We start from the raw sequence: 23,775 nt of genomic DNA, 5'->3' as shown, positions 1-23,775 counted from the left end.
GTCGGTCTATAGTTATCAATTATCGCTCTCCGGAGTAAATGGTTTCACTTCATCCCTCTCTACATCATTGCTTGCTGGTGTAGGCTGAGAAAACTCCATTGTTCGTTTGTTGGTACGGTTCCAGTTGAAGAATGTCTGAGGAAGTATTGTTGTATTCACAATCCGGTCTTCGATATACTTATCACTGGCAGGTACTTCTCCTTTCAGATATTTTTGCATCATCAGTCTTCCTACAGGAACTCCGAATGTGGCTCCAAATCCTGCATTTTCAACAATCACAAATATGGCCACTTTAGGGTTATCCTTAGGTGCAAACCCCATGAATATAGAGTGGTCTTTACCATGAGGGTTTTCAGCTGTACCTGTTTTACCGCATACTTCAATATCCGGCAGAAGGTTTGCTCCGCGGCATGTACCTCCGGTCACAGCACGTGCCATACCTTCTACTATAGATTGGTAATGTTCTTTCTTTATACCGGTTTCCCGTTTGTGAGTATAAAGGCTATCGAGTGGAGTGTTTTGTATATTCTTCACTACATGAGGTACGATATAATGGCCTCTGTTTGCAATCGTTGCGGCCAAATTAGCAACCTGCAACGGAGTTGCTGTGACTTCTCCTTGCCCGATTGCTATAGATATGATAGTAGAAGCATTCCAGCTATTCTTATATGCTCTGTTGTAGAAGTTGCTGTTAGGAATGAAGCCTCTCTTTTCGGAAGGTAGGTCTACTCCCAGCGGATAGCCGAATCCCATATCTACCATATGGTCTTTCCATACTTCAAATGCTTCTGGGGTGCTCTTATATTTCTTTCTGTTTCCGAGCATTGCAGATAATCCATAACAAAAGTATGAATTACAGGATGTTGCAATAGCCGGAATCAAAGCTAAAGGAGAACCATGCGGGTGGCATTTAGGCCTGCCTCCTAATGGAGGATATCCACCGGCACAGGAATACATGGTATTCTCTGTGATAATATCTTCTTGCAGAAATACTAATCCCTGTGTAGTCTTAAATGTGGAACCGGGAGGATACATACCTTGTATAGGTCTGTTCAGAAGAGGTTTCAAAGGATTATTCTCCAGTTCGAGATAATTCTTTTTAAAATCGCGTCCGCCAAGCAACATGGACGGATCATAAGTAGGAGATGTCACCAAACATAGGACTTCGCCGGTTGCAGGTTCTATCATAACAATACTTCCAACCTTATTCTGCATCAGATATTCTCCATATGCCTGTAATTCAATATCAATGGATAAGGTTAAATCTTTCCCTGAAATTGGTGCTATATCATTCTTACCATTTTCATATTTACCTTGTATGCGCCCGTGAGCATCACGAAGTAGTATTTCCACACCCTTCTCTCCTCTCAGATACTTTTCGTAAGATGACTCTAGCCCCGACTTTCCGCCATAATCACCCCTGACATAGTAATCATCGTTTTCCATCTGCGTCTTGCTAACTTCGGCTACATACCCTAACAACAAGCCTGCGTTATGATAGTTATATTGCCTCAGAGTTCTCTTTTGTATGAAAAATCCGGGGAACTTATATAATTTCTCCTGAAGGATCCCGCTTTCCTGTGTGGTAAGCTGGGTCATAAAAGTTTGCTGGGTATAGGTCGAATAACCCGGATTCTGCCTGCGGTCTTTTACATCGGCCAAACGCTTATCGAACTGTTCGCGGGTAATATCAAGAGCTTTACATAAATCTAGTGTATCGAAAGGTTGTACTTCGCGGGGAATGTATACAAGGTCGTATGTAGGCTGATTAAAGACGAGGAGTTTATCGTTCCTGTCCGATATTTTTCCGCGCGAAGGATATAATGTTCTGTTGAAGAATGCATTTCCATCGGCAGAACTTTTGTATTCACTCTTGACTATCTGCAGGTTGAACAATTGAACTATATATATAAGTACTATGCTGCAGGCTATCCCGCCCAAAACATATTTTCGTTTAGTGAGGTCTAAGTTGATTTTTGCCATGAACTCTTTTGCTTTAACGAAAATCCTTCAAATGCAAAAATAAGGATAGTAGTGAGTACTGTCGATAGTAGTATCCTTATTAAGACAAGTTTTATATTGAAGTATGAGAATGACTCTATTGAGATTAATGCTACATGGTGTATAAGAGTCAAAAAGAATGCAAATTTCATATATGCAGTCCCTAATAGTCTCAATCCGGGCGTCTGTTCATCATAATCATCTACCATAAAGAATAATCCTTGTGCAGGGCGACAAAGAAAACCAATAAGAGTAGTGGCTGCAGCATTTATACCCGGTGTATTACAAAAGAGATCAATAATGAAGCCAAGTATAAATCCCAATAAAGTGGATAGATTTCTATTGAATCCGACCGGTAACTTCAGTATAAAGTAGATATATGCGAAAGGTACAGCATAACTTAGAAAAGAAATCCTGTTAAGTACCAATACCTGTAATAATACAAGCAGTACAAACATCAAGGCATATTTTAAGACGCTACTTTTTAACATTCTTAGTTTTAATCTTATTCTCCAGTTCTTTTATTTCCTCATTGGTATTGTTAATGAGAAGTACATTTTTGAGAGAACCAAAATCTGTAGATAACTTCACTTTCAAACTGTTGAAATTATCATCTGTCTCACTCTTGTATTCTTCTATTGTACCCACCATTATCCCTTCGGGAAAGAAGTCTGAGAAGCCGGTTGTTACAATCGTATCACCTATCTGCACATCCTCATATTTAGGATATTCGGTAAGCATAGCATAACGGGGGTCCCCCCCTTCCCAGATAAGTATACCTGCAGCATTCGAATTGAGTATCTTACAACTGAATCGACTATGTGGATTCAATACAGGCTGCACTATACCATAATTTGCACTAGCATCGATAACAACACCGACTATTCCCTGTTGAGAAACAACACCCATATCGGCCCGTACACCATTATTCTTGCCTTTGTTGATAATCATATAGTTATCGACAAGAGAGATACTGTTCTTTTCTACCCGGGCAATTACAAAATGAGGCTCAACTCTTCGTCCTAACGAATCGCGAAGGAAAGCCTCTGTTTTCAACGAATCGGCTTCTATCGCAAATATATAATCTTTCAGTTCGTTTATTTCAGCTTGTAATTCAGCACTTCTTTGTAAAAGCTGCTGGTTTTCTGTCCTCAACCCAAAATAGGAAGAGATACTTCCCGATATAGCATAAACTCTTCCCGTTATTTCATTGGAAGAGTTTAAGTATACGCTTTTCTGGTATGAATTCCCGCTAAAAACGAAATAGAAACAGATTATTTCAAGTATAATGAAAACAAACCAAGAACTATTCTTTAATAAAAAGTTTATCAGGTTGCGCATAATCTGTTCTTATCTATTATAAATCAGTCAGGTAAAGAAATAATCCCGAATACCTTACCGCATCAAGAAATTGAATTTCTCAATATTCTTCAAGGCAATTCCTGTTCCTTTAGCCACTGCGTGAAGCGGATCTTCGGCAACGTAGAACTGTATGCCTATTCTGTCTGAGAAACGCTTGCTGAGACCTCTTAGTAAAGCGCCTCCTCCTGTCAGATAAATACCATTGCGAACAATATCAGCATATAATTCGGGAGGTGTTTGTTCCAAAGCACTCAGAATAGCTGAATCCATTTTGGATAAAGATTTATCGAGACAATGAGCCATTTCCTGATATGATACAGGAATATCCATCGGCAATGATGTCATCCTGTTAGGGCCGTGTACGATGAAATCTTCCGGAACTTCTTCATCCGGCAGTTCGGTCAAAGCAGCGCCAACAGCTATCTTTATATTTTCTGCCGTACGCTCCCCTACTTTGATATTATGCTGGCGTCCCATATATTCCTGAATATCTTCAGTAAGGTCGTCCCCTGCAATTTTTATCGATTTGTTAGATACGATACCGCCTAAGGAAATAACAGCGATTTCTGTTGTACCACCGCCTATATCTACGATCATGTTTCCTTCCGGTGCTTCTACATCGATACCGATACCCAAAGCCGCAGCCATCGGTTCGTATATCATATACACATCGCGTCCTCCGGCATGTTCTGCAGAGTCGCGGATAGCGCGGGTTTCTACTTCGGTACTTCCTGAAGGGATACAAATAACAATGCGTAACGACGGAGAGAAGAGACGGCTCTTATTGTTGAACATCTTTATCAATCCGCGAATCATCTGTTCGGCAGCCGTAAAGTCTGCAATAACACCATCTTTCAATGGTCTTACAGTACGGATGTCTTCATGGGTTTTACCGTGCATCTGCCTGGCCTGTTCCCCAACAGCAATAACTTTCCCTGTTTTGCGTTCCAGTGCTATTACTGAGGGCTGGTCTACAACAATTCTGCCATTATGTATTATGATAGTATTGGCGGTGCCAAGATCCATCGCTATTTCTTGTGTGAAAGAGAATAATCCCATATTTGAGCTTGTTTATATTTGCTTACTAACCAGTTAATTATTAATGTTTAAAGTGACGGATACCAGTCATTACCATCGAAATATTGTGTTCATTACAATATTCAACCGATAAATTATCTTTCACCGATCCACCCGGTTGTACTACAGCTGTGATTCCTACATTGCCTGCTATTTCCACACAGTCGGGAAACGGAAAGAATGCATCGGAAGCCATAACAGAACCATCGAGATTAAAGGCAAAAGAATTAGCCTTCTCTATCGCTTGTTTCAATGCATCGACACGCGAAGTCTGTCCGGTACCTCCGGCACACAATTGTTTGTTTTTAACCAAAATGATGGCATTCGATTTAGTATGCTTCACTAATTTATTGGCAAATAACAGGTCTTCAAGTTCTGTACCTTGCAGAGGTCTGTTTGTTACCAATTTTAAATCATCTGCTGTTTGTATACTTAAATCTTTATCTTGTACTAAAACACCATTCAAGAGCGAACGGAACTGTTTATTTCCGGTCAATCCTTGTTTCTGCACTAAGATAATGCGATTTTTCTTTTGTTCCAAAATTTCAAGTGCATCCTTATCATATTCAGGTGCAATTACTATTTCGAAGAATATATTGTTGATTTCCTCTGCTGCTGCTTTATCTATTTTACGGTTGCTGACGATGATACCGCCAAAAGCCGAAACCGGATCTCCGGCTAAAGCATCTTTCCATGCTTCTACTACGGTAGGACGTGAGGCTATACCACAGGCATTGTTATGCTTAAGTATGGCGACAGTTGTTTCATCGAATTCGCTGATAAGGCTTATAGCAGATTCTATGTCCAGCAAATTGTTATATGATATTTCCCGGCCGTGTAATTGATCAAACATAGCATTGAAGTCACCATAGAATGTACCCTTCTGATGTGGATTTTCTCCATAACGAAGATGCATGGCGTTGTCTTCTGCATAACGGAATGCTGTTCCTTCATTATTGTCCATATAATTGAATATGGCAGTATCATAAGAAGAAGATACCGAAAAGGCTTCTTTGGCAAAGAATTTACGGTCTGTAATGTCCGATTTTCCGGCCTTTTCTTCAAGCAGGTTCATCAATGGTTGATATTGCTGTTTTGAAGCAACTATAATTACGTCTTTGAAATTTTTTGCTGCAGCACGAATGAGGGAAATTCCACCTATATCTATTTTTTCTATAATATCTTGTTCACTGGCGCCTGAAGCGACTGTATCTTCAAAAGGATATAAGTCTACGATAACCAGATCAATTTCTTGTATATCGTATGCTTTCACTTGTTTCATATCTTCGGGTAGCTCCCTGCGACAGAGGATACCACCAAATATCTTCGGATGTAATGTTTTTACTCGTCCACCCAAAATAGAAGGATAACCTGTTGCATCTTCCACCGCATCGCATGGTAAGCCTAACGATTCAATGAAACTCTTCGTTCCGCCTGTAGAAATGAAACGAACACCTAAACTATCTAATTTCTTTAAGATCTCATCCAATCCATCTTTATGATAAACTGAAACTAACGCTGTTTTAATTTTTTTCTCTGAAGACATGATGTGTTAATTATCCGACTTTTTTAGGGGAACAAAGTTATAAAAACTATTGTTATTACAGGCCGTTTTTGATATAATTTTTCAGGAATATATCTGTTCGGAAAAAATAGTGTAAAATCGCATGAATATTTACATATTTTCATATATTTGCAAACAAATCCTAATACTCGGGTGCCTGTGAAAAACGTACTTGTTATCATAGCATTTTTTCTTCCTATCTTGGTATCTGCTCAGGCATTCAGGAGCGAAACTATTAAGTACACATCCGTAAATAAGATCAATGGAGATAAGCTTCAACGTATCGATTCTGTTGTATTGCAAATAAATGAACGAATGGGAGATCATGATGCTGAAATACTTATTCCATATTCTAAAGGGGATAAAGTGTCGATAGGTGATGCCTGGATTGAAGATATGAACGGCAATATAGTAAGGAAACTGAAAGGTAATGAGGTGAAAGACAGGAGTTCTATTTCTGATATATCTTTATATGAGGATGATTTTGTAAAATCATTTACTTTAAAGCACCATATCTACCCATATCGTATAGTTTATTCTTTCAAAATAAGCCATTCAAGGTTTCTCAGTTCTGCAACCCTGAATTACGTGAATAGCCGGAGACCTTTGCGGGAGGGTAATCTAATCGTTGAAACACCGTTCGATCAACCTATACGTTTTAAGGAAAAAAATGTGCATGAGCTGCAAATAGATACTTTGCGTGATATTATAAGGTATAACTGGACTTACAGCTACGTTCCGACTCAAAATACAGAATTATACAGTTCGCCCAATACGTCGAAAGCTCCTTCTATATACACTGTGCCTCTCAATTTTAAATTTGGTGAATCGGGAAGTTTTGATAGCTGGGTTACTTATGGTAACTGGATATTTCGCCTGAATAAGGATAAAGATGTCCTGCCTCTTGCCGAGCAACAGAAGATAGGTCAAATGTTGTCCGGCATAGACAATGATATGGAAAAAGCAAAAGTGCTGTACAAATATATGCAGGACTATACTCGGTATATAAATGTAAGTATAAATCTTGGAGGATTACAGACGTATCCGGCGAGCTATGTATGTGCTAACAGGTATGGAGACTGTAAGGCTTTGACAAATTATATGCAGGCAATACTAAAGTATTCAGGTATAAAATCTTATTATACACTTATCTATGCTGATGACAGAGTGATAGACGTAGATACCGGGTTTCCGGCACAGGTATTTAATCATGCGATACTAACTGTTCCTTTCGGGAAAGACACAGTGTATCTGGAATGTACGTCTAAGAATACACCTTTCGGCTATATGGGAACCTTTACTCAGGGACGTAAAGCTTTGCTGGTGGATGAGCATAACACTCATTTCGTAACAATACCTTCACTGGAGCAAAACGATGTATTGTGTTCGCGAAGTTTGTTGGTGAATACAAATACTTCGGAAGTAAGTCTGTCCGCCACAGAACGGGGAGACAGGTATGAACTGTTTAACAGCCTTGCATCTGAAGTAAATAAAAATACAGTGGACAAATATATCCGCAACAACATTCTATCCGGATCGTATGAATTATTAGATTTCAAATTTGACAAGGAGGAGGAAGCTGACAGAGCGCAAATAAGCCTGCTGGCAAATTGTAAGATCCATAATTTATACAAAGAATACGGAAACAATATAATATTATCATCTTTTCCTATACCCATATCTTCATTTGAGTCGCCGGAAAAGCGAACTCAGGATGTACAATTGGATTATCCTCAGTATTATAAAGATACGATTCATTACGAATTGGATAAGACAATATCGAAAATGCCGGATTCAGTGGAATTAAAATCAGAATTTGGAGAGTATTCCCTGAAATTTGAAGCGGATGAGAATAAATTGATTGTATATAAGACTATATTAATTAATCCGGGAAGATATTCTCTCGATAGATATAAAGACTTCTATGATTTTATAATGTTCATCCGAAATAATGAAAGTAAAAACTATTACCTCGAAATATTATGAAAAAAACGATTGCTATTTCTTTCCTATTGTTTCATATAACAATGAGCCTGTTTTCTCAGGCTGATTATACACAGGAAGCCGGTAAGGTGACTCAGTATGAAATGTCGATGACTGAATATGAAAAGGATAAGGATGCCGAGGCGCTGGTGATTTACGATCTTGGAAAATATTATTTTCAGGGAGATAATACCCGTGGTTTTTTGCTTCGTATGGAGAAGCGTATTAAGATAAAGATTCTCAAACAGGCCGGTGTCAAATATGCAAATTTCGAAATACCATATTATATGGAAGGAATGGATTGGGAAAATATTGAAGACATACAGGCCACTACTTATAATTTCGAAGATGGGCAACTAAAGAAAACAGAGCTTATAAATAAAAATATATTTGAAGAGAAAATAAATGAAAATCTACAAGTAAAGAAGATAGCACTGGCCGATGTGCGGGAAGGTTCGGTTATAGAGTTTAGTTATAAGGTATCAACCCCATATTTTTTCAATATGAGGAAATGGGATTTTCAAGGTAGTATTCCGGTCATACAGAGCCAGTTGAAGTACAGGGCTATGCCATATTACGAATACACTTATATTTTGAAAGGGGCGAATAAACTGGATGAAATGACTTCCAAAACCCTGAATGATGAAATCCGTTTCGGACGATTGGTATATAAAGAGGTGGAATATACTTTTGGGATGAAAGACATTCCTGCATTTAGGGATGAAGAATTTATTACATCTGCACAGGACTACATGATTAGCCTTAACTTTCAGTTATCAAAGATCTATTATCCTACCGGTGGTAAACGCGAAATTATGACTACATGGCCGGCTATGTGTGATGATTTTCTTAAAAATAGTGACTTTGGTAAGTATATAAGGAACAGCGAGAAAGAAGGAAAAAAAGTAATAGCAACTCTTGATTTAACTGACAAACCGGTTATTGATAAGATAGATATAATTACTCAATACGTTAAATCGAAGTATAATTGGGATGGCAATAATGGAAAGTATGCGCAAGTAGGCTTATCTGATTTTCTTAAACAGCAGAAAGGTAATGTAGGCAATATCAATCTTTTCCTTGTCGGCTTGTTACAAGCAGCCGGAGTAGATGTATATCCGGTTGTTTTAAGTACACGTAAAAACGGAGCGATAAGTAAAGGACATCCTTTTCAGCAATTTTTCAATTATGTCATCGCCATGGTCAAAGTCGAAGACAAGATATATTTCATAGATGCCACCGAACCTTTGTTATACTTTAGCGACTTGCCGGAACGGTGTCTGAATATAGAGGGGCTGATTATAAAACCCAAGTCGGAAGAATGGGCTGTTATCCGGCAAAAGGCGCTTTCTATAGGTCAAAAGGATTTTACATTAAAGATATTACCAGAAGAAGGAAAGATGGCTGTTGATGCCAAATATATAGGAACAGGGCTTAATGCGTATAAATACCGTACCATCCATTTAGGGAAGGATAATAATCTGTCTGCATATCTTAAAAATGATAATAATATAGAAGTAAAAGATGATAAGATAGAGGTTGTTCCAGTAGATAGGTTAAGTAAGCCTTTTGTTTTCTCGTTCTCATTTGATGCACCTTTAGAGAACAATAATAATAAATTGTTTCTGAATCCTTTTTGTAATCTGTCGATAAGTGAAAATCCATTTAAACAGACAAGCCGTTCCAATCTTGTGGATATGGTATATATCAGGGGAGACATATACCGGTCTACAATCGAGATTCCTGAAGGGTATAAGGTCGAATATATACCTGAATCACTCAGCGTGGATGATAATTTAATCGCTATAAATTATGCAATAGAGCGAGATAGTAGCAAAATAATGGTATCTGCCGGTTATAATCTGAAACAAAGTGTATATCAGGCAAAAGATTACAATAGCCTGAAAATGTCTTTTGCTAATATGATTAAGAAATTCTCGGAAATGATAGTATTGGTGAAGGAATAACCATCAATTACATGATTCGTCGCACAGGCACAACTCACGGCCTTCGGTTTGTATAGTAACATGTCTGATGCCGAATTGCTTGCCGATCGATTGTTTTGCTTTTTCCAAGATAAGGTCGCGATCCGCTTCGGGATTTACTTTAAGATGTACAGTCATCACGGAGAAGTCGGATGTTATCATCCATATATGTAGATCATGGACACCCTCTACCCCATTTACCGATCTGAGTACATTTACTACCTCTTCCGAATCGATACGGGAAGGCTTGGCTTCCATCAGTATGTTTACGGATTCTTTGAGCACATTCCAGCCACTGTAAAGTACTAATAAGGAAACAATCATACTGGCTATCGGGTCGGCTATATACCAACCGAACAGCATAATAAGCACAGCCGCAATAATAGCGCCTACTGAGCCGAGCAAATCTCCGATAACATGAAGAAATGCACTGCGGACATTCAGATTTTCTTCGGTAGAACCCTGTGAATGCAATATCCACGCAACAATAATATTAATGATCAATCCTATAGTAGATATTATCATCATCCCCTTGCCTATTACCTGAGGCGGAGAAGACAGGCGTTCGATGGCTTCTTTACAGATAAAAACAGCCAATAGTACCAATACAATTCCATTCAATAATGCAGCCAGAATTTCGAAACGTTTATAACCATATGTTTTGGACGGAGTAGCTGCTCTCGCTCCGAAGATTAGTGCGCTTAGACTTAAACCTAATGCTACGGCATCGCTTAACATATGCCCTGCATCGGAAATTAATGCCAGACTATTTGTCAGATATCCCCCGATAAATTCGATAAACATAAATCCGGATATCAGAAAAAAACTGATAGTCAATGCTTTTTTGTTTGCGTTGTGACTATGGCTATGACCTCCGTGTGAATGCCCATGATTGTGATCATCGTGGTTATGATTATGTCCCATAAAACTATTTAGTTAAAGTGATGAATATAAGGAAGTAGCAAAAATAATGAATATCCAATCTGTTTTAAAGCTACTTTTAATATGCTCTTTATGTAAACGTCTGGCAATAATAACTTGTTTATAATATGCAAACAAAAGCACTATCCGTTTTTTTGAAATAAAAAAGCAAGGGTAAAGTTAAACCTTTTTCCCTTGCTTTAAGTATTTAAAATTATAAATCTCTTCTATCAGTCGTTCATCGAAATGAGAAATTCTTCGTTATTTATTGTCTTTCTCAATCTGTTTTCGAGGAACTGCATTGCCTCCACCGAATTCATATCCGATAAGAAGTTGCGCAGAACCCACATACGGCTGAGTGTATCGTTGCTAAGCAGCAGGTCGTCGCGACGTGTACTGGATGCAATGATATCCACAGCAGGGAAGATACGTTTGTTGGATAGTTTACGGTCGAGTTGAAGTTCCATATTACCAGTACCTTTAAATTCTTCGAAGATAACATCATCCATCTTAGAACCTGTTTCTGTAAGCGCAGTAGCTATAATGGTAAGCGAACCTCCGTTTTCTATATTACGGGCAGCTCCGAAGAAACGTTTCGGTTTGTGCAGGGCGTTTGCATCCACCCCCCCGGTCAGTACTTTACCCGATGCCGGTTGCACTGTATTGTAAGCACGTGCCAGACGGGTAATGGAATCGAGGAGGATAACTACGTCATGTCCGCATTCTACCATCCGTTTAGCTTTATTGAGTACTATTTCCGCTATTTTTACGTGGCGATCGGCCGGCTCATCAAATGTAGAAGCAATCACCTCTGCATTTACACTGCGTTCCATGTCTGTTACCTCTTCAGGACGTTCATCGATAAGAAGTACAATCATATATACTTCGGGATGATTGTCGGCAATAGCGTTTGCAATATCTTTCAGTAATGTGGTTTTACCCGTTTTCGGCTGTGCAACGATAAGTCCGCGCTGTCCTTTTCCTATCGGAGAGAATAGATCCACTACACGGCACGATAAGTTATCATTGCGGCCCTTTGTGAGCTTAAATTTCTCATCCGGAAAAAGTGGCTTCAGATGGTCGAACGGAACACGGTCGCGAACTTCGTCCGGTGTGCGTCCGTTGATTCTGTCTACTTTTACTAAAGGGAAAAATTTTTCCGATTCTTTTGGAGGACGAATGGGACCTTCTACAATATCGCCTGTTTTAAGGCCAAACAGACGGATCTGCGATTGAGAAATATAAACATCGTCAGGAGATGACATATAATTATAGTCGGACGAACGTAAAAATCCGTAACCTTCCTGCATAATTTCGAGTACGCCGGTAGCATTCAATATACCTTCGAAATCGAATTGTTTATTATCCTGTTGTTGGTTATTTTGTTTCTGATTATTATTGTTATGCTGTTGATTTTGTTGCGATTGCTTGGCTGCAGGTTTTGCAGGGACTTCAGGTACTACAATTTCTACAGGGGTAACTTCCGAATCTACTTCCAGTGGGCTAAGCAAAGGCAATCCCGGAATCGGTTCCTGCGGCTCTTCTTCTCTCACCTTGTTTGAACGGAAAACCAACTGTGTTGGTTTTGCTGCCGGTTGTTGTGGCTTGGCTTCGGCCTCAGGTTTATTTTCCTTCGGCTCTCCGTTATTTTTTTTAACAATAATTTCCTTCTGCGGAGCTTTTTCAGCAGCTACAACGGGTGCAGTAGCTTCTTTCTTCTCTGCAACAGGGGCTTTAACCGGTTCCGGTTTAGCTTCCTTTTTTACCTCTTTCTGAGGGGTTGGTTTTGGAGTGTCCTCTTTCTTTGGCTGTACGGCTGCTACTTTAGTTTCTTTTGCAGGAGCAGGAGGTGTGGTTTGAGGTTTAGGAGTTTGGTCCTGTTTTTTTGTTTGATTCTGGGCTTTTTGTTTTCCTTTAGCAGCAGCTTGCGATTTTTTCTGCTGTTGTTCTATCCTATCTTCACTTTGGTAGCTTTCCGAATTTTTATTTTTAGCTTCCATAATGGCCTGTTCATCTAATATCTTATAGATAAGTTCATCTTTTTTATAAGCGTCGGGCCGTCTGATTCCAAGTTCTTTAGCGATAGTTCTTAGTTCTATTGTGAGCTTTTCGTTAAGCTCAAGAATGTTATATATACGCATGTATATCTATATTAAATTATACTGATTTTGTATGTATTTTCAAAAAATAATTAAGGAATAACCTTTTGGTAGTTCAAATACTATTTATAAAATAATTATTATGGATTTTATTCTTTTTTAGAAGATAATAACCCAAAGTGATTATTATCATAAAATAAAGCCTAAAAGTTTGCTCTTTTGGAGGTTCCTGGCGGATTCGAACCGCCGTCAACGGTTTTGCAGACCGGTGCCTAACCACTCGGCCAAGGAACCATTTTTGGTTAGCGAATGCAAAGATATAACAATTTATTCAACAGACAAGTTTTTATAAATTTTTTTATCCCGAAACCAAGGCTCTCTCCGGTTATAGTATAGAACGCAAAAGAATTTCGATTATTATAAAATCCTGTATTTACTTATTATTTAGGATTATAGGTAAATGCCGATTTGATTCTGATGCTCACTACGATTTATCTGACAATTTCAAATTTAATAAAAATAATTCGGTTTCCCTGCTTATTTTGGAAGCTTTAACGTATCAAACATATAAATTGTAAAAGGTGCCGGCAAATTATATTTATGTTCCGATACCATTACATCGGCAACACCACGGCTTAACATATCTATTTTTTTAGCTGCGGCATAAGACAGATCTATAATGAATTTTTTTCTGAAAGGCCCTCTGTCTATTACCCGTACAACAACTTCCTTATCGTTATGCAGGTTCTTTACTTTTAATAGTGTCCCAAATGGATATGTCTTATGGGCGCATACCATACTGTCTTTTCTGTATATCTCTCCGCTGGCAGTTTTCCTGTTATTGAATTTAGTTCCATAGAATGTAGCCTTTCCGGTATGCTGAGCATTAACCATCAGGACTATAATAAACAATAGTTGTATAAATACTGCTTTTTTCATGAGGAAATAATTACTTTATTATTCGGGTTTCAATACCACACCGATCTTTTTCTTACCGTTTATTTTTATTATAACCGGACTAGGAAAACGGACATGGCGCAGATATTCTGTTTCATAGACAGCCGGCTGACTGTTCAGGTATTCTTCGTCAAATAGTCCGTCGTTTTGTAAAAACGGATTGATAGAGAAATAGCCGACTCCGAAAGAGGTCAGGTTCTGAAAAAAGTGAGTACCCTGACTTGGTTCTATCTTATAGTTATCCAGCGCAATTTCTACAAGCACCCTCGCATTGCTTATTTGTGGCCAGCGTACCGGGATTCCCAGCCAGGGATCGCTACTACCCCACCTTCCCGGACCAACAAGTACATAATTTTTATCGTTATCCAGAAATTCTCTATTTATACTGTCTATTTCTGCGACAATCGATTGATTATTTGCAGCGCTGAAGCTTTTGGTTTTTACATAAACTATGTCGTACACATCACTGGTTACCCCGTGGCCGAGCGCACTTGTGGAATGTAATATTTCCTGCTCCGGCTTTATCTGCGACAGGTCTTCACTTTGCAACTCGCGGTTTTGTACAATAGGGCGTATCTGCAACAGATAGAAAGTACCTTCTCCTTTGTCTTTCAGGTCGGCGGCAAATTCTATTTCCACTGCCCGTCCCATTTCTTCCTGGCCTATTTTCAGCGTTTGTTTCAGTATCTCAGCCAAAGGAAAAACATTGTGTTGCAATATATTTACAAACGATAAGATTTTACGCCCTCCTTCATAATAACCGTCATAAATTACCTGGTCTACCGGATCGTAGGTAGATGATATATATTTGATAGAGCCGTCTTTTTCAGCATCTTTCAGATTTAGTTTCAACAGGTTAAAGCCGTCATTTGTAGAGAATTCCTTATCTGTGTCTTTCATATCCAACGCATAAAAGAAGCGCTGTGTATCTCTTAATGCAAAATCAACGGAACTTAGTTGGACTATATTATGTGGATGAGCAGGCGAAAAGCGCAGGCTGGCTCCACCCTCGACAATATATTTTCCCAGTCCCAATACAATATTTGCAATACCTTCTTCAGGTTTTTCATTACCTACAGGATAGAAATTGAGTGAACGGGCAACTCCCGACAATGTAGGATAGAAATGGTCTCCATAACGGCTTCCTACGGCTTCCTGTAATACAATAGCCATTTTTTCCTGGTCAATCAGGTTTTGTGTGGCTACCATATATGTCTTGCTGTCTCTGTAAAATACAGATGCATAGACGGCTTTAATCGCTTTCCCTAAAAGCCCCAGCATTTCATACTTATCGGGTAGCAATGGTATCATATATGTGGAATAGACGCCGGCAAATGGTTGGTAATGGGAATCTTCCAATAAACTTGAGGAGCGTACAGCTACGGGCGCTTTTACTACATCCAGAAATGCCATAAAATCTTCAATCAGGCGGTCGGGTAATCCGGCTTTGAGGAAATAGCGGAGGATTTCCTCATCGGGTCTGTCGGATAAAGCAATGGGGTACAAGTCGTTTATTTCCATGAATTCATCAAAGAGATCGGTGGACAAAACTACTGTACGTGGAATCCTTACTACAATATTCTCGTCATTGTTCAGTTCGGCATGTTCTTTAACAATGTTATCCATAAAGGCAATACTACGCCCCTTTCCACCTATAGACCCATCTCCCATTCGCACAAAATTGGAAAATTCGTCGAACCGGTCTTTATCGAAAACGGCTACAATTCCCGAATTCTTGATACGCCGGTATTTTATTATCATATCATAAATGATCTGACGGGCGTCTTCCACATTATCGAAGTCCGAAATATCTATTTTCTTCAACCCTTCTGCCAGCGGAAACAGTGCACGGGAATAGAAAAAACGTGAGAAATGGTTATGGGACATATGATATACCAGAGAATCGGTTGGTATATTAAATATATTTTTCTGTAAATCTTTTAAGTTACGGATACGGAATATCTCTTCCTGAGTATCGGGATTGATAATAACGAAGTCGCCGAAACCAAAATTATTTACAACCTGTTTTCTTAAATCGCGGGGAAAACTTTTCGAATTCTTATCGATAAAACTGCATTCCAATTCGTCTGCATATACTTTGTTCGTTATTTCGGACGAAGTAAAGACAATCGGCTTGAAACGATCCTTTTCCTTTACCCATTTGGCAAAGTTATAGCCAGCCAGTTTGTCCTTGGTGCCCCCATGCATATAGCTCATATCGGTCACTATACCAAGTATATTATCTTTATATTCGGTATATATCCCTACAGCTTCTTCGTAGGTACGGGCAAGCATGATTTTAGGGCGGCCACGCATACGCAACATCTGCTGGTGTTCGTTCAGGGCTTCTTTCGAAAATTCTTTCGACTCTTCCATAACTATCTTGAACAGGGTTGGCAGTGCCGATGAGTAAAACCGCACCGAATCTTCGATAAGAAGGATAATCTGTACACCTACACTTTCCGTATCATGTTCGGCATTCATCGCGTCTTCTATCAGTTTTATGATGGCCAGTAGTAGATCGGGATTGCCGAGCCAGCTAAACACATAATCTACGCCGGACAGGTCTTCCTGCGACAGCCTCTTGGTTACTTCTCTCGAAAATGGGGTAAGGACAACAAACGGTATATCATTAAAATGTTCCTTTATATGTTTTGCCGTGGCAAACATATCGGTTTCGTCCATATTCGGCATCTGAATTATGAGTTCATAGTGATTCTCACTAAGTTCGGTCAGAGCTTCTTCTTCAGTAACTACCTGTGTAAAACGGGGTGGATAGTTCAGGTTAAGGGATGTATATTCATTGAAAATCTGTTCATCGATACGTCCGTCGTCTTCGAGGATAAACGAATCATATTTGGTCGCTATCAGCAAAACATTATAGATTCGTTTATTCATCAGGTTGGCGAATGAAGTATCTTTGATACGGAAATCTTTGATATCTGGTATTCGTTTCATAGAAAGCAGTTACAGTTATTGGTTACAAGTAGCAAGTCTATTTTTAGTAATATAATTTTTTGTAGACTTTTGCTTGTTATAGTAAATATATAAGTCACAAATATAATGCAAAAAAAGAAGCCGAATGTAAAATACACTCAGCTTCTCTCTTTCTTTTATCAGGAATGGAGTCTGCCTTTCTCAATATTTTAGACAAAAAGAGACGATTTAAATAAACCGTCCCTTTTATGAAAATTTGAAATAATATCAATAAGTAGTGTTTTGAGGGTCAAAATTTGTCCATCCTTTTAGCCAGTTGTCATTATCAGAGTCGCTGGCAAAAGCTCCCGAATAGTTTACTTTGGTGAAGAATGCATCGTTTAGCGCGGCATCTGTAAATGCGCCTAAGCCAAGAACAGGGCTTCCTGAAACAGGTCCATAATTAGGATTAGCTTCTTTACTATTAGGTTGTTTTAACTTGAGGTCTGATATATTATCCAGAACCGTGTTGTTATTACCTTCTTTCTTAAAGAATGTACTGGAGAATGAAGCCTTTGTAGCGTCAGTTACATTTGTTCCATCTGTCGATAACTGGTCTGTCCATCCATTAGCCTGTTTGTTGATATCGGAACCAGTGATTCCCATTCCGGCAAATACATTGTTCTGTAATTTAAGTATACCGTCTGTAGCCCATTTTTGAGTAGTACCTTTTTGGTTGTCTAATAACAGACCTACCGGATATCCTGTAGCAACGGAATTGAAAAGATTCAGACGTGAGTTGCGGCGAATTTGTATTGCTGCCTGGAATATACCAAGTCTTGATCCATTGTTAGGATTCAGTCCATCGCCTGTAACATACTGTGTGGTATTGGCAAAATCTGTAGCCTGTCCCATTGGGCCTATCAGAGTAACATTGCTGAATACGGCTTTAGTATATGGTTCGTCAGTTGTACCATTTGCATTGTTATCAGATTCAAAGCCATTTGATAAGGACTGGTCTGCTATTTTCGGATTTTTTACCGACAAAAGGAATTGCAATTTACCTGAATATCCATTGTCTGTATCGAAATCGTCATCCCATCCGTGATATGCCACAAGGTATTTTGCGTTTACAGTTCCGCCAAACCACTCAAAGGAATCGTCGTTGCTATAAGATACCTGTACGTGGTCTATCTGTGTACCGCGACCTACCGATCCCATTGTCAGACCGTTTATTTCCTGATCGGTAGCAAACGGATAACCGGCATACTCTATTCTCACATAACTAATTACACCCGAATTATCTTCATCGTTGTTTCCCCCATGCTTGGCGTCTACACCGCCTTCTATCTGCATTCCGTCTACAATATCAATGTTATTCTTAGCTTTACCGCACAAGATAATACCTCCCCAGTCGCCAGGTTTACGGCTTCCTTTTGCCTGATTGGATGTAAATATGATAGGTTCGGCAGCAGTTCCTTTAGCTATCAGTTTTCCTCCTCTTTTAGCTATCAGGGCGGCTTTGGTGTCTTTATCCCCTTTTATGACAGTTCCCGGCTCTATTGTAAGAGTGGCTCCATCCTCAATATATACCCAGCCTTTGAGTACATAGGTTCCTTTTCTGATTGTATGGCTTTCTTTTACCAAGAAATTTTGCTCACCATTACCGATTTCTGTTCCGTTATTAAATAGGATCTGTTCGGTTTCTTCTCCGCCTCCGTTTCCACCATCTGTATCGTCATTGCTATCCGAACATGCCGTAAACAAAGCTATACATGCAATAAAAAATGCGCTTTTAAATAAACTTAAAGTTTTCATAATCAATATTATTAAAAAAATGTTTTACTATTTGATACCTATATATGTAATTAGAATGAGTATCTGGCTGTTAATGAAATATTCTGTCCGGTTTTATATTCCTTTGTTATTTGCTCTCTCTCTTGAGTATTACCATCCTTGTCTACAAATTTGGGAAATTGTGCATACTTTGCTTTCGCGGCCAGGATATCTTTTATACCGGCATTCAGCTCGAAATGTTTACCCAGTTTTTTAGTCACGGTCAGATCGAGTACATTGCGGGGCATTTCGTACATGTCAGGTATATCATTGTTGATCGAAGTGCCTGAAGAAGTGGATATACGTCCGATCCCCACAATACGTTTACCTATAATATTATAAAGTACTGTCGCGTTCAGTCCGAGGGCTTCATTCTGATAAAATATACCTGCATTTATCAGATATGGAGATTGTCCCTGCATCGGACGATCGTAATTGGCGCCCGAGTTTTCTTTAAACTTCACTTTACTTTTAATCAATGAACCATTGAATGTCAGGGAGAAATCTTTCAGTCCCATAAAATCCAGTTTCTTTTTGATATCTACTTCTATACCGTAATTATCTGCTTTATCCGCATTTTTGAATGTATAGATATAGGTTCCTCCTCCGTCAAGGTAAGTCCATTCGATAGGGTCTTTAAAACGTTTGTAGAACAGGGCTACGGAGAATATTTCCGAAGATGAAGGATAAAACTCGTATCTGATATCGAAATTGTCGATATAAGCAGGTTTCAGGTCCGGATTACCCGATACGAAGCTGAACAGGTCGAAATCATAATATGAAGATGATGATATTTCCCTGAATTCCTGCCTGTTGGTAGAGCGTCCGTAAGCCACGCGTACCAGATGGTCGTCTGTAAGATTGTATGACGCATTCAATGAAGGGAATATATCTGTGTATGAATAATCAGTTGTCTTTGATTTGTCCCCGGAGATGGTTGTATAGCTTTTCAGCGACATCTTATTGTGTTCCAGCCGGGCACCCGTATAAATATTGAACTTGCTGAACGGAATGTTGAAACCTACATATCCTGCTGCCTGTGTATTCGTACCCGAATAATCGTTAAGCCTGTCGGTATCGTCATAAGCGTATAATTTATCTGCACCATAATTTTCCGGAATCAGTATCCCTGAGATAGCATCTCTGTAACCGAAATCATTGGGCAGGTTTTCAGGTATCCAGCGGTATTTAAAAAACCGTGTATTGTAATTTCTGTCCCTGTATTCACCGTATACTCCGGCTTTTACAGAAGGTTTGAAGCCATTGTCGAACGAAAAATCATGTGTATAATTTGTCGATAAAGTATAGCTGTATTCGTTTAGCTTATTATAGTCGCGTGTTATATCGTTCTGGTCTATTTGGTATTCTTTGTAATGGGCATCTCCGGAATATCCGTTTTCTTCCCAGTTGATAATACGTCTGTCCGGCTGGTTCTTGTTACTGTAGGAAAAACCTGTGACCCAGTCCAGATTGTCTTTATCGGTTAGGGTATGTTTTCCGGCTAATTGTCCTGAATAAGCCAGGCGGCTACTGTAGATATATTCGGCCTTGCGTTGTCCGTAAAACCCACTTGTGTTCTGATATCCTTCACGGTCGGTATATCTGTTCTTCCCTATCTGGTTTACTATATTTCTGAATTCGAAACGATGCTTGTCGTTCGGCATATATATAAGATTGGCCAAAGCCCCTACCCTTGCATCATTATTATACTGATTATCTTTGTACTTGAATGTAAAATATGGTTTATCATTATCGGAATCATATACACCGTATCTGGAGTTTTCCATATCGGTATATGTCTTGCTTGTATTGCTATAGTTCAATGCAGCGATAAGTCCCCACATACTATTGTCCTGTCCGGTATATTTACGGTTTATAACGAAACCTAAACGTTGGTCGGGTAATGGATTTTTTGTATTTACAGACCAGTCGTTATTGAAACCGTTCTTTGTCAGGTTACTCACCTGTTCTGCATTGGTATTGTCGATTCTTCCTGAATTAAAGGCACTGGACAAACTTCTCATTCCATCGTCGAAACCAAGAAAATCGGTTCCACTACTCTTGCTGTATTTGAAATCCTTAAACTGAGTCTGGGTATTGATACCGAGACCATAATTTAACTGAATTGAATTTTCGCTCGGAATACCTTTTGTCTCCACCTTGATAAAACCTCCCGAGAAATCGGCCGGCAGTTCCGGTTGCGGTGATTTTACGATCATGATATTTTCTATCTGTGAACTGGGGATGATATCGAATGAGAAAGCACGGGTATCTGCTTCCGAACTGGGGATAGTACTGTTGTTTACCCACACATTATTATATCTTTGCGATAATCCTCTGGCTACTACAAACTTATCGTCTATGATAGAAATTCCGGGTACCCGTCTTATTACTTCCGATGCATCCCTGTCCTGGCTTTTCGATATTTGTTGTGAGGATACTCCGCTTATAACGGCATTGGATTTCTTTATCGAACTCAGCAGGGATACTTCCGAGTTTATACGGCCTATCGCTACTACATATACTTCGCCCAACGCATGTTCCGATTCTTTCATGGGAATATCCACGATGGTGGGTTCTCCTTTTTTGACTTCCACACCTGTAATCTCCATCGGCTGATAGGATAAATAAGATGTAACGATGGTATATTTTCCGGGGGCAACATTTAGTTCGTAGTCACCGTTTTCATTTGTTATGACACCTATTGTGGTATTTTTCACCGATATGGCAACTCCGGGCAGTGTTTCCTGTGTTTTGGCATCTTTTACCGACCCTTTTATTATTGTCTGTGCCGACAGGGTGTTTGCTGATAGTAATATAAATACCGCAAAAAAAGTTTTTAATAAGTAGTTACGTTGTTTAAACATATTCCTAATTTCCTTGTACATATTTTCTTTGAATTTTACGATACAAAGCACCTGTATTTTTGTTACAGAAACGCTACATAAAAAATAAGGTTGAACAAAGAAATTATCTCTTTCCTGTTAAGCGTTTTGTAACAGCATTAACAGGGATAGCTTTCTTTTTGTCATGTCAAAACGCCTATACTTCGATTAAAAACGCCTGTCTGTCGATTAGCGTTGTTTACCATCCTTCCTCCTCATAATTTTGAGATAGAAATAAAAATATGAAATATGAAAAAGTCGATTTTGGCAATAACATTTATCCTTATCTGCTCCGGTCTGGCAGCCCAGCCCCCAATGGGTGGAGGAGGCGGAGGCAGACCTCAGGGTGGTCCGGGTGGAGGCCGTCCGCCTATGATGAACAAGCACGGGCAAAATCAGGATAGTTTTATGATAATGGGCATACCCGAAATACCTGATTTAACGTTGGAACAACGAGAAAAACTGGGAAAAGAAATAACCAATGAACGTAAGGATATTTCAAAGTTGATGCAGGAAAAGCAGGAATTGAAAATAGATTCCGAGAACCCCGGAATGGCGGAAAAAGATAGGCAGAAACTTTTCGGGAAGATGGCTAAAATAGATGAAAAGATAAAAAAGAAAGAAGAAAAATATGACAAGAAGTATCGTTCTATCCTATCCGATGAGCAATATAATATATTCTCGGCGAATAAGAAGAATATAGAGTTCAGAGGGCAAGGCATACCCAATAGGGGTAACAGGCAACAACCACCTGCACAAAGACCCGATGATAACGGAGGCCGTCCGGATATGGCGGATGACGATATGTTTTGATAATTTCATGAATCAGATATTTTATGAACACGTATAATATTAGAAGATTGTTTGGTTTGGTAATGGTTGGTGTTCTTATACCAGCCATTGCTTTTTCTCAAAAGAAATGGACTTTGCGGGATTGTATCGATTATGCACGCCAGGAAAACATTCAGGTGAAAAAATCGGACATTACAGCAGAAACTTATGATGTGGATATTTCGCAATCAAAAGCCGCGTTGTTCCCTTCCCTCAGCGGAAGTGTTTCGCAACGGTATACAAATTCACAATCGCCTGATGGGAACGGGGATTACCGGTACGAAGGTTTATTCAACGGGCAATATACCCTGAATGCGAACTGGACTGTGTACAATGGAGGAAAAAACAGGAATGATATAAAGCAGGCTCAATTGCAGAAAGAAATGCAGAACCTGAATACCCAGAATACCCAGAACAATATTGAAATAGCTATAACCCAAGCCTACCTGCAAATACTTTATAGCAGGGAATCGATAAAGAATAATGAAAATATAGTCGCATCGGATTCAGCTCAATTGGAACAGACTAAAATATTTTTGGATGCCGGTAGTATAACACGGAGCGAGTATGCGCAGGTGGAAGCGCAATATAGTGCCGATAAATATAATCTGGTACAGGCCCAGAATTCATTTGAGATTTATAAGCTACAACTAAAACAGCTGCTGGAACTTGATTATGACGAAGGAATGGATATCGATTTTCCACGGATTGACGATCAGGATATATTATCTTTTATCCCTTCGAAGTATGAAGTATATCAGAGAGCGTTGAATATTATGCCGGAAATTACCAGCAGCAAGACGAATATTAAACTGGCAGAACTCAATAAATCGTCAGCCAAAGCGGGCTATTTACCGACAGTATCCGTATCGGGAAGTATCGGTACAGGAAATATATTCAACAGCAATCCCTCATTTGCGACACAGATAGGGCGTAATTTCAATCAGAGTGTAGGGCTGACGGTCAGCATCCCTATATTTGATAATAAACAGAACCGGTCGAATGTAAAGAAAGCCGATCTGAATATTCAAATGGCTGAATTGGATTTGATCGATACACAAAAGACATTGCTCTCTACAATAGAAAACCTGTATCAGGACGCGGTATCGGGACAAAGTAAATACAATGCAGCAAAAGACAAGCTTAATTCGGCCAAATTGAGCTATGAACTGGTGCAGGAACAATATGCGCTGGGAATGCGTAATACAGTTGAACTGACGACCGAAAAGAATAATTATGCCAATGCTTTGCAGGATTTGCTGCAAGCTAAATATACAGCGTTGGTAAGTCTCAAATTACTTAATTTTTATCAGGGGCAGGAGATCGCATTATAATTAATAATCAGCACTTAACAGATA

Annotated in this window: 15 protein-coding genes and 1 tRNA gene; 4 read left to right on the top strand and 12 right to left on the bottom strand. The window is 39.2% G+C overall.

Going from position 1 to position 23,775, the window contains the following annotated elements:
- Positions 1-15: 15 nt before the first annotated feature.
- Genes mrdA through purH form a run of 5 tightly spaced genes read right to left on the bottom strand, consistent with a single transcriptional unit; the run spans position 16 to position 5,986 of the window.
- Positions 16-1,983, bottom strand: coding sequence for a penicillin-binding protein 2 (gene mrdA, locus IR083_RS12215; RefSeq protein WP_006798180.1), 1,968 nt, complete (start codon positions 1,981-1,983; stop codon positions 16-18).
- On the bottom strand, positions 1,965-2,459 hold the full coding sequence (gene mreD / locus IR083_RS12210; RefSeq protein ID WP_148401827.1) for a rod shape-determining protein MreD: 495 nt from the start codon (positions 2,457-2,459) through the stop codon (positions 1,965-1,967). Before mreD ends, mrdA begins: the two co-directional genes overlap by 19 nt.
- Positions 2,460-2,478: 19 nt before the next feature.
- Positions 2,479-3,342 (bottom strand): rod shape-determining protein MreC, encoded by an 864-nt coding sequence (mreC, locus tag IR083_RS12205; protein WP_006798178.1) that lies wholly within the window; start codon positions 3,340-3,342, stop codon positions 2,479-2,481.
- A gap of 54 nt (positions 3,343-3,396) precedes the next feature.
- Positions 3,397-4,422, bottom strand: coding sequence for a rod shape-determining protein (locus IR083_RS12200; RefSeq protein WP_006798177.1), 1,026 nt, complete (start codon positions 4,420-4,422; stop codon positions 3,397-3,399).
- A gap of 40 nt (positions 4,423-4,462) precedes the next feature.
- Complete coding sequence (gene purH / locus IR083_RS12195) at positions 4,463-5,986, bottom strand: bifunctional phosphoribosylaminoimidazolecarboxamide formyltransferase/IMP cyclohydrolase (protein ID WP_194224515.1); 1,524 nt, start codon at positions 5,984-5,986, stop codon at positions 4,463-4,465.
- 177 nt (positions 5,987-6,163) lie between these two features.
- On the opposite strand from purH, the gene IR083_RS12190 reads away from it, so the two are divergent.
- Both IR083_RS12190 and IR083_RS12185 read left to right on the top strand, forming a co-directional pair.
- On the top strand, positions 6,164-7,990 hold the full coding sequence (locus tag IR083_RS12190) for a DUF3857 domain-containing protein (RefSeq protein ID WP_194224514.1): 1,827 nt from the start codon (positions 6,164-6,166) through the stop codon (positions 7,988-7,990).
- Entirely contained in the window at positions 7,987-9,954 is a 1,968-nt protein-coding gene (locus IR083_RS12185; RefSeq protein ID WP_006798174.1) for a DUF3857 domain-containing protein, read from the top strand. Before IR083_RS12190 ends, IR083_RS12185 begins: the two co-directional genes overlap by 4 nt.
- A 3-nt stretch (positions 9,955-9,957) precedes the next feature.
- On the opposite strand, the gene IR083_RS12180 is transcribed toward IR083_RS12185, so the two are convergent.
- The 7 genes from IR083_RS12180 to IR083_RS12150 all read right to left on the bottom strand — a co-directional run bounded on the left by IR083_RS12180 (position 9,958) and on the right by IR083_RS12150 (position 21,589).
- Positions 9,958-10,896 carry a cation diffusion facilitator family transporter gene (locus IR083_RS12180; RefSeq protein WP_006798172.1) on the bottom strand — a complete coding sequence of 313 codons (939 nt, stop codon included), beginning with the start codon at positions 10,894-10,896 and terminating at the stop codon, positions 9,958-9,960.
- Between the two features lie 227 nt (positions 10,897-11,123).
- On the bottom strand, positions 11,124-13,034 hold the full coding sequence (rho, locus tag IR083_RS12175) for a transcription termination factor Rho (RefSeq protein ID WP_194224513.1): 1,911 nt from the start codon (positions 13,032-13,034) through the stop codon (positions 11,124-11,126).
- 178 nt (positions 13,035-13,212) lie between these two features.
- A tRNA-Cys gene (locus tag IR083_RS12170) sits at positions 13,213-13,286 on the bottom strand.
- 243 nt (positions 13,287-13,529) lie between these two features.
- Complete coding sequence (locus IR083_RS12165; RefSeq protein ID WP_006798168.1) at positions 13,530-13,931, bottom strand: septal ring lytic transglycosylase RlpA family protein; 402 nt, start codon at positions 13,929-13,931, stop codon at positions 13,530-13,532.
- A gap of 18 nt (positions 13,932-13,949) precedes the next feature.
- Positions 13,950-16,907 carry a PEP/pyruvate-binding domain-containing protein gene (locus tag IR083_RS12160; protein WP_006798166.1) on the bottom strand — a complete coding sequence of 986 codons (2,958 nt, stop codon included), beginning with the start codon at positions 16,905-16,907 and terminating at the stop codon, positions 13,950-13,952.
- A gap of 246 nt (positions 16,908-17,153) precedes the next feature.
- A complete protein-coding gene (locus tag IR083_RS12155; RefSeq protein ID WP_006798164.1) occupies positions 17,154-18,683 on the bottom strand; it encodes a hypothetical protein in 1,530 nt (509 codons plus the stop codon).
- A 50-nt stretch (positions 18,684-18,733) separates the two neighbouring features.
- Complete coding sequence (locus tag IR083_RS12150) at positions 18,734-21,589, bottom strand: TonB-dependent receptor (protein WP_194224512.1); 2,856 nt, start codon at positions 21,587-21,589, stop codon at positions 18,734-18,736.
- A 246-nt stretch (positions 21,590-21,835) separates the two neighbouring features.
- Between IR083_RS12150 and IR083_RS12145 the strand changes: the two genes are divergently transcribed.
- Together IR083_RS12145 and IR083_RS12140 are read left to right on the top strand one after the other, a co-directional pair.
- Positions 21,836-22,399, top strand: coding sequence for a hypothetical protein (locus IR083_RS12145; protein ID WP_194224511.1), 564 nt, complete (start codon positions 21,836-21,838; stop codon positions 22,397-22,399).
- A gap of 23 nt (positions 22,400-22,422) precedes the next feature.
- Positions 22,423-23,751 (top strand): TolC family protein, encoded by a 1,329-nt coding sequence (locus IR083_RS12140; protein ID WP_006798161.1) that lies wholly within the window; start codon positions 22,423-22,425, stop codon positions 23,749-23,751.
- Positions 23,752-23,775: the final 24 nt, after the last annotated feature.

Source organism: Dysgonomonas sp. GY75 (assembly GCF_015234155.1).
Taxonomy (GTDB): Bacteria; Bacteroidota; Bacteroidia; order Bacteroidales; family Dysgonomonadaceae; genus Dysgonomonas; species Dysgonomonas gadei.
Note: the sequence above shows the minus strand (reverse complement) of the source record. Positions and strands in the feature narration are given on the sequence as shown.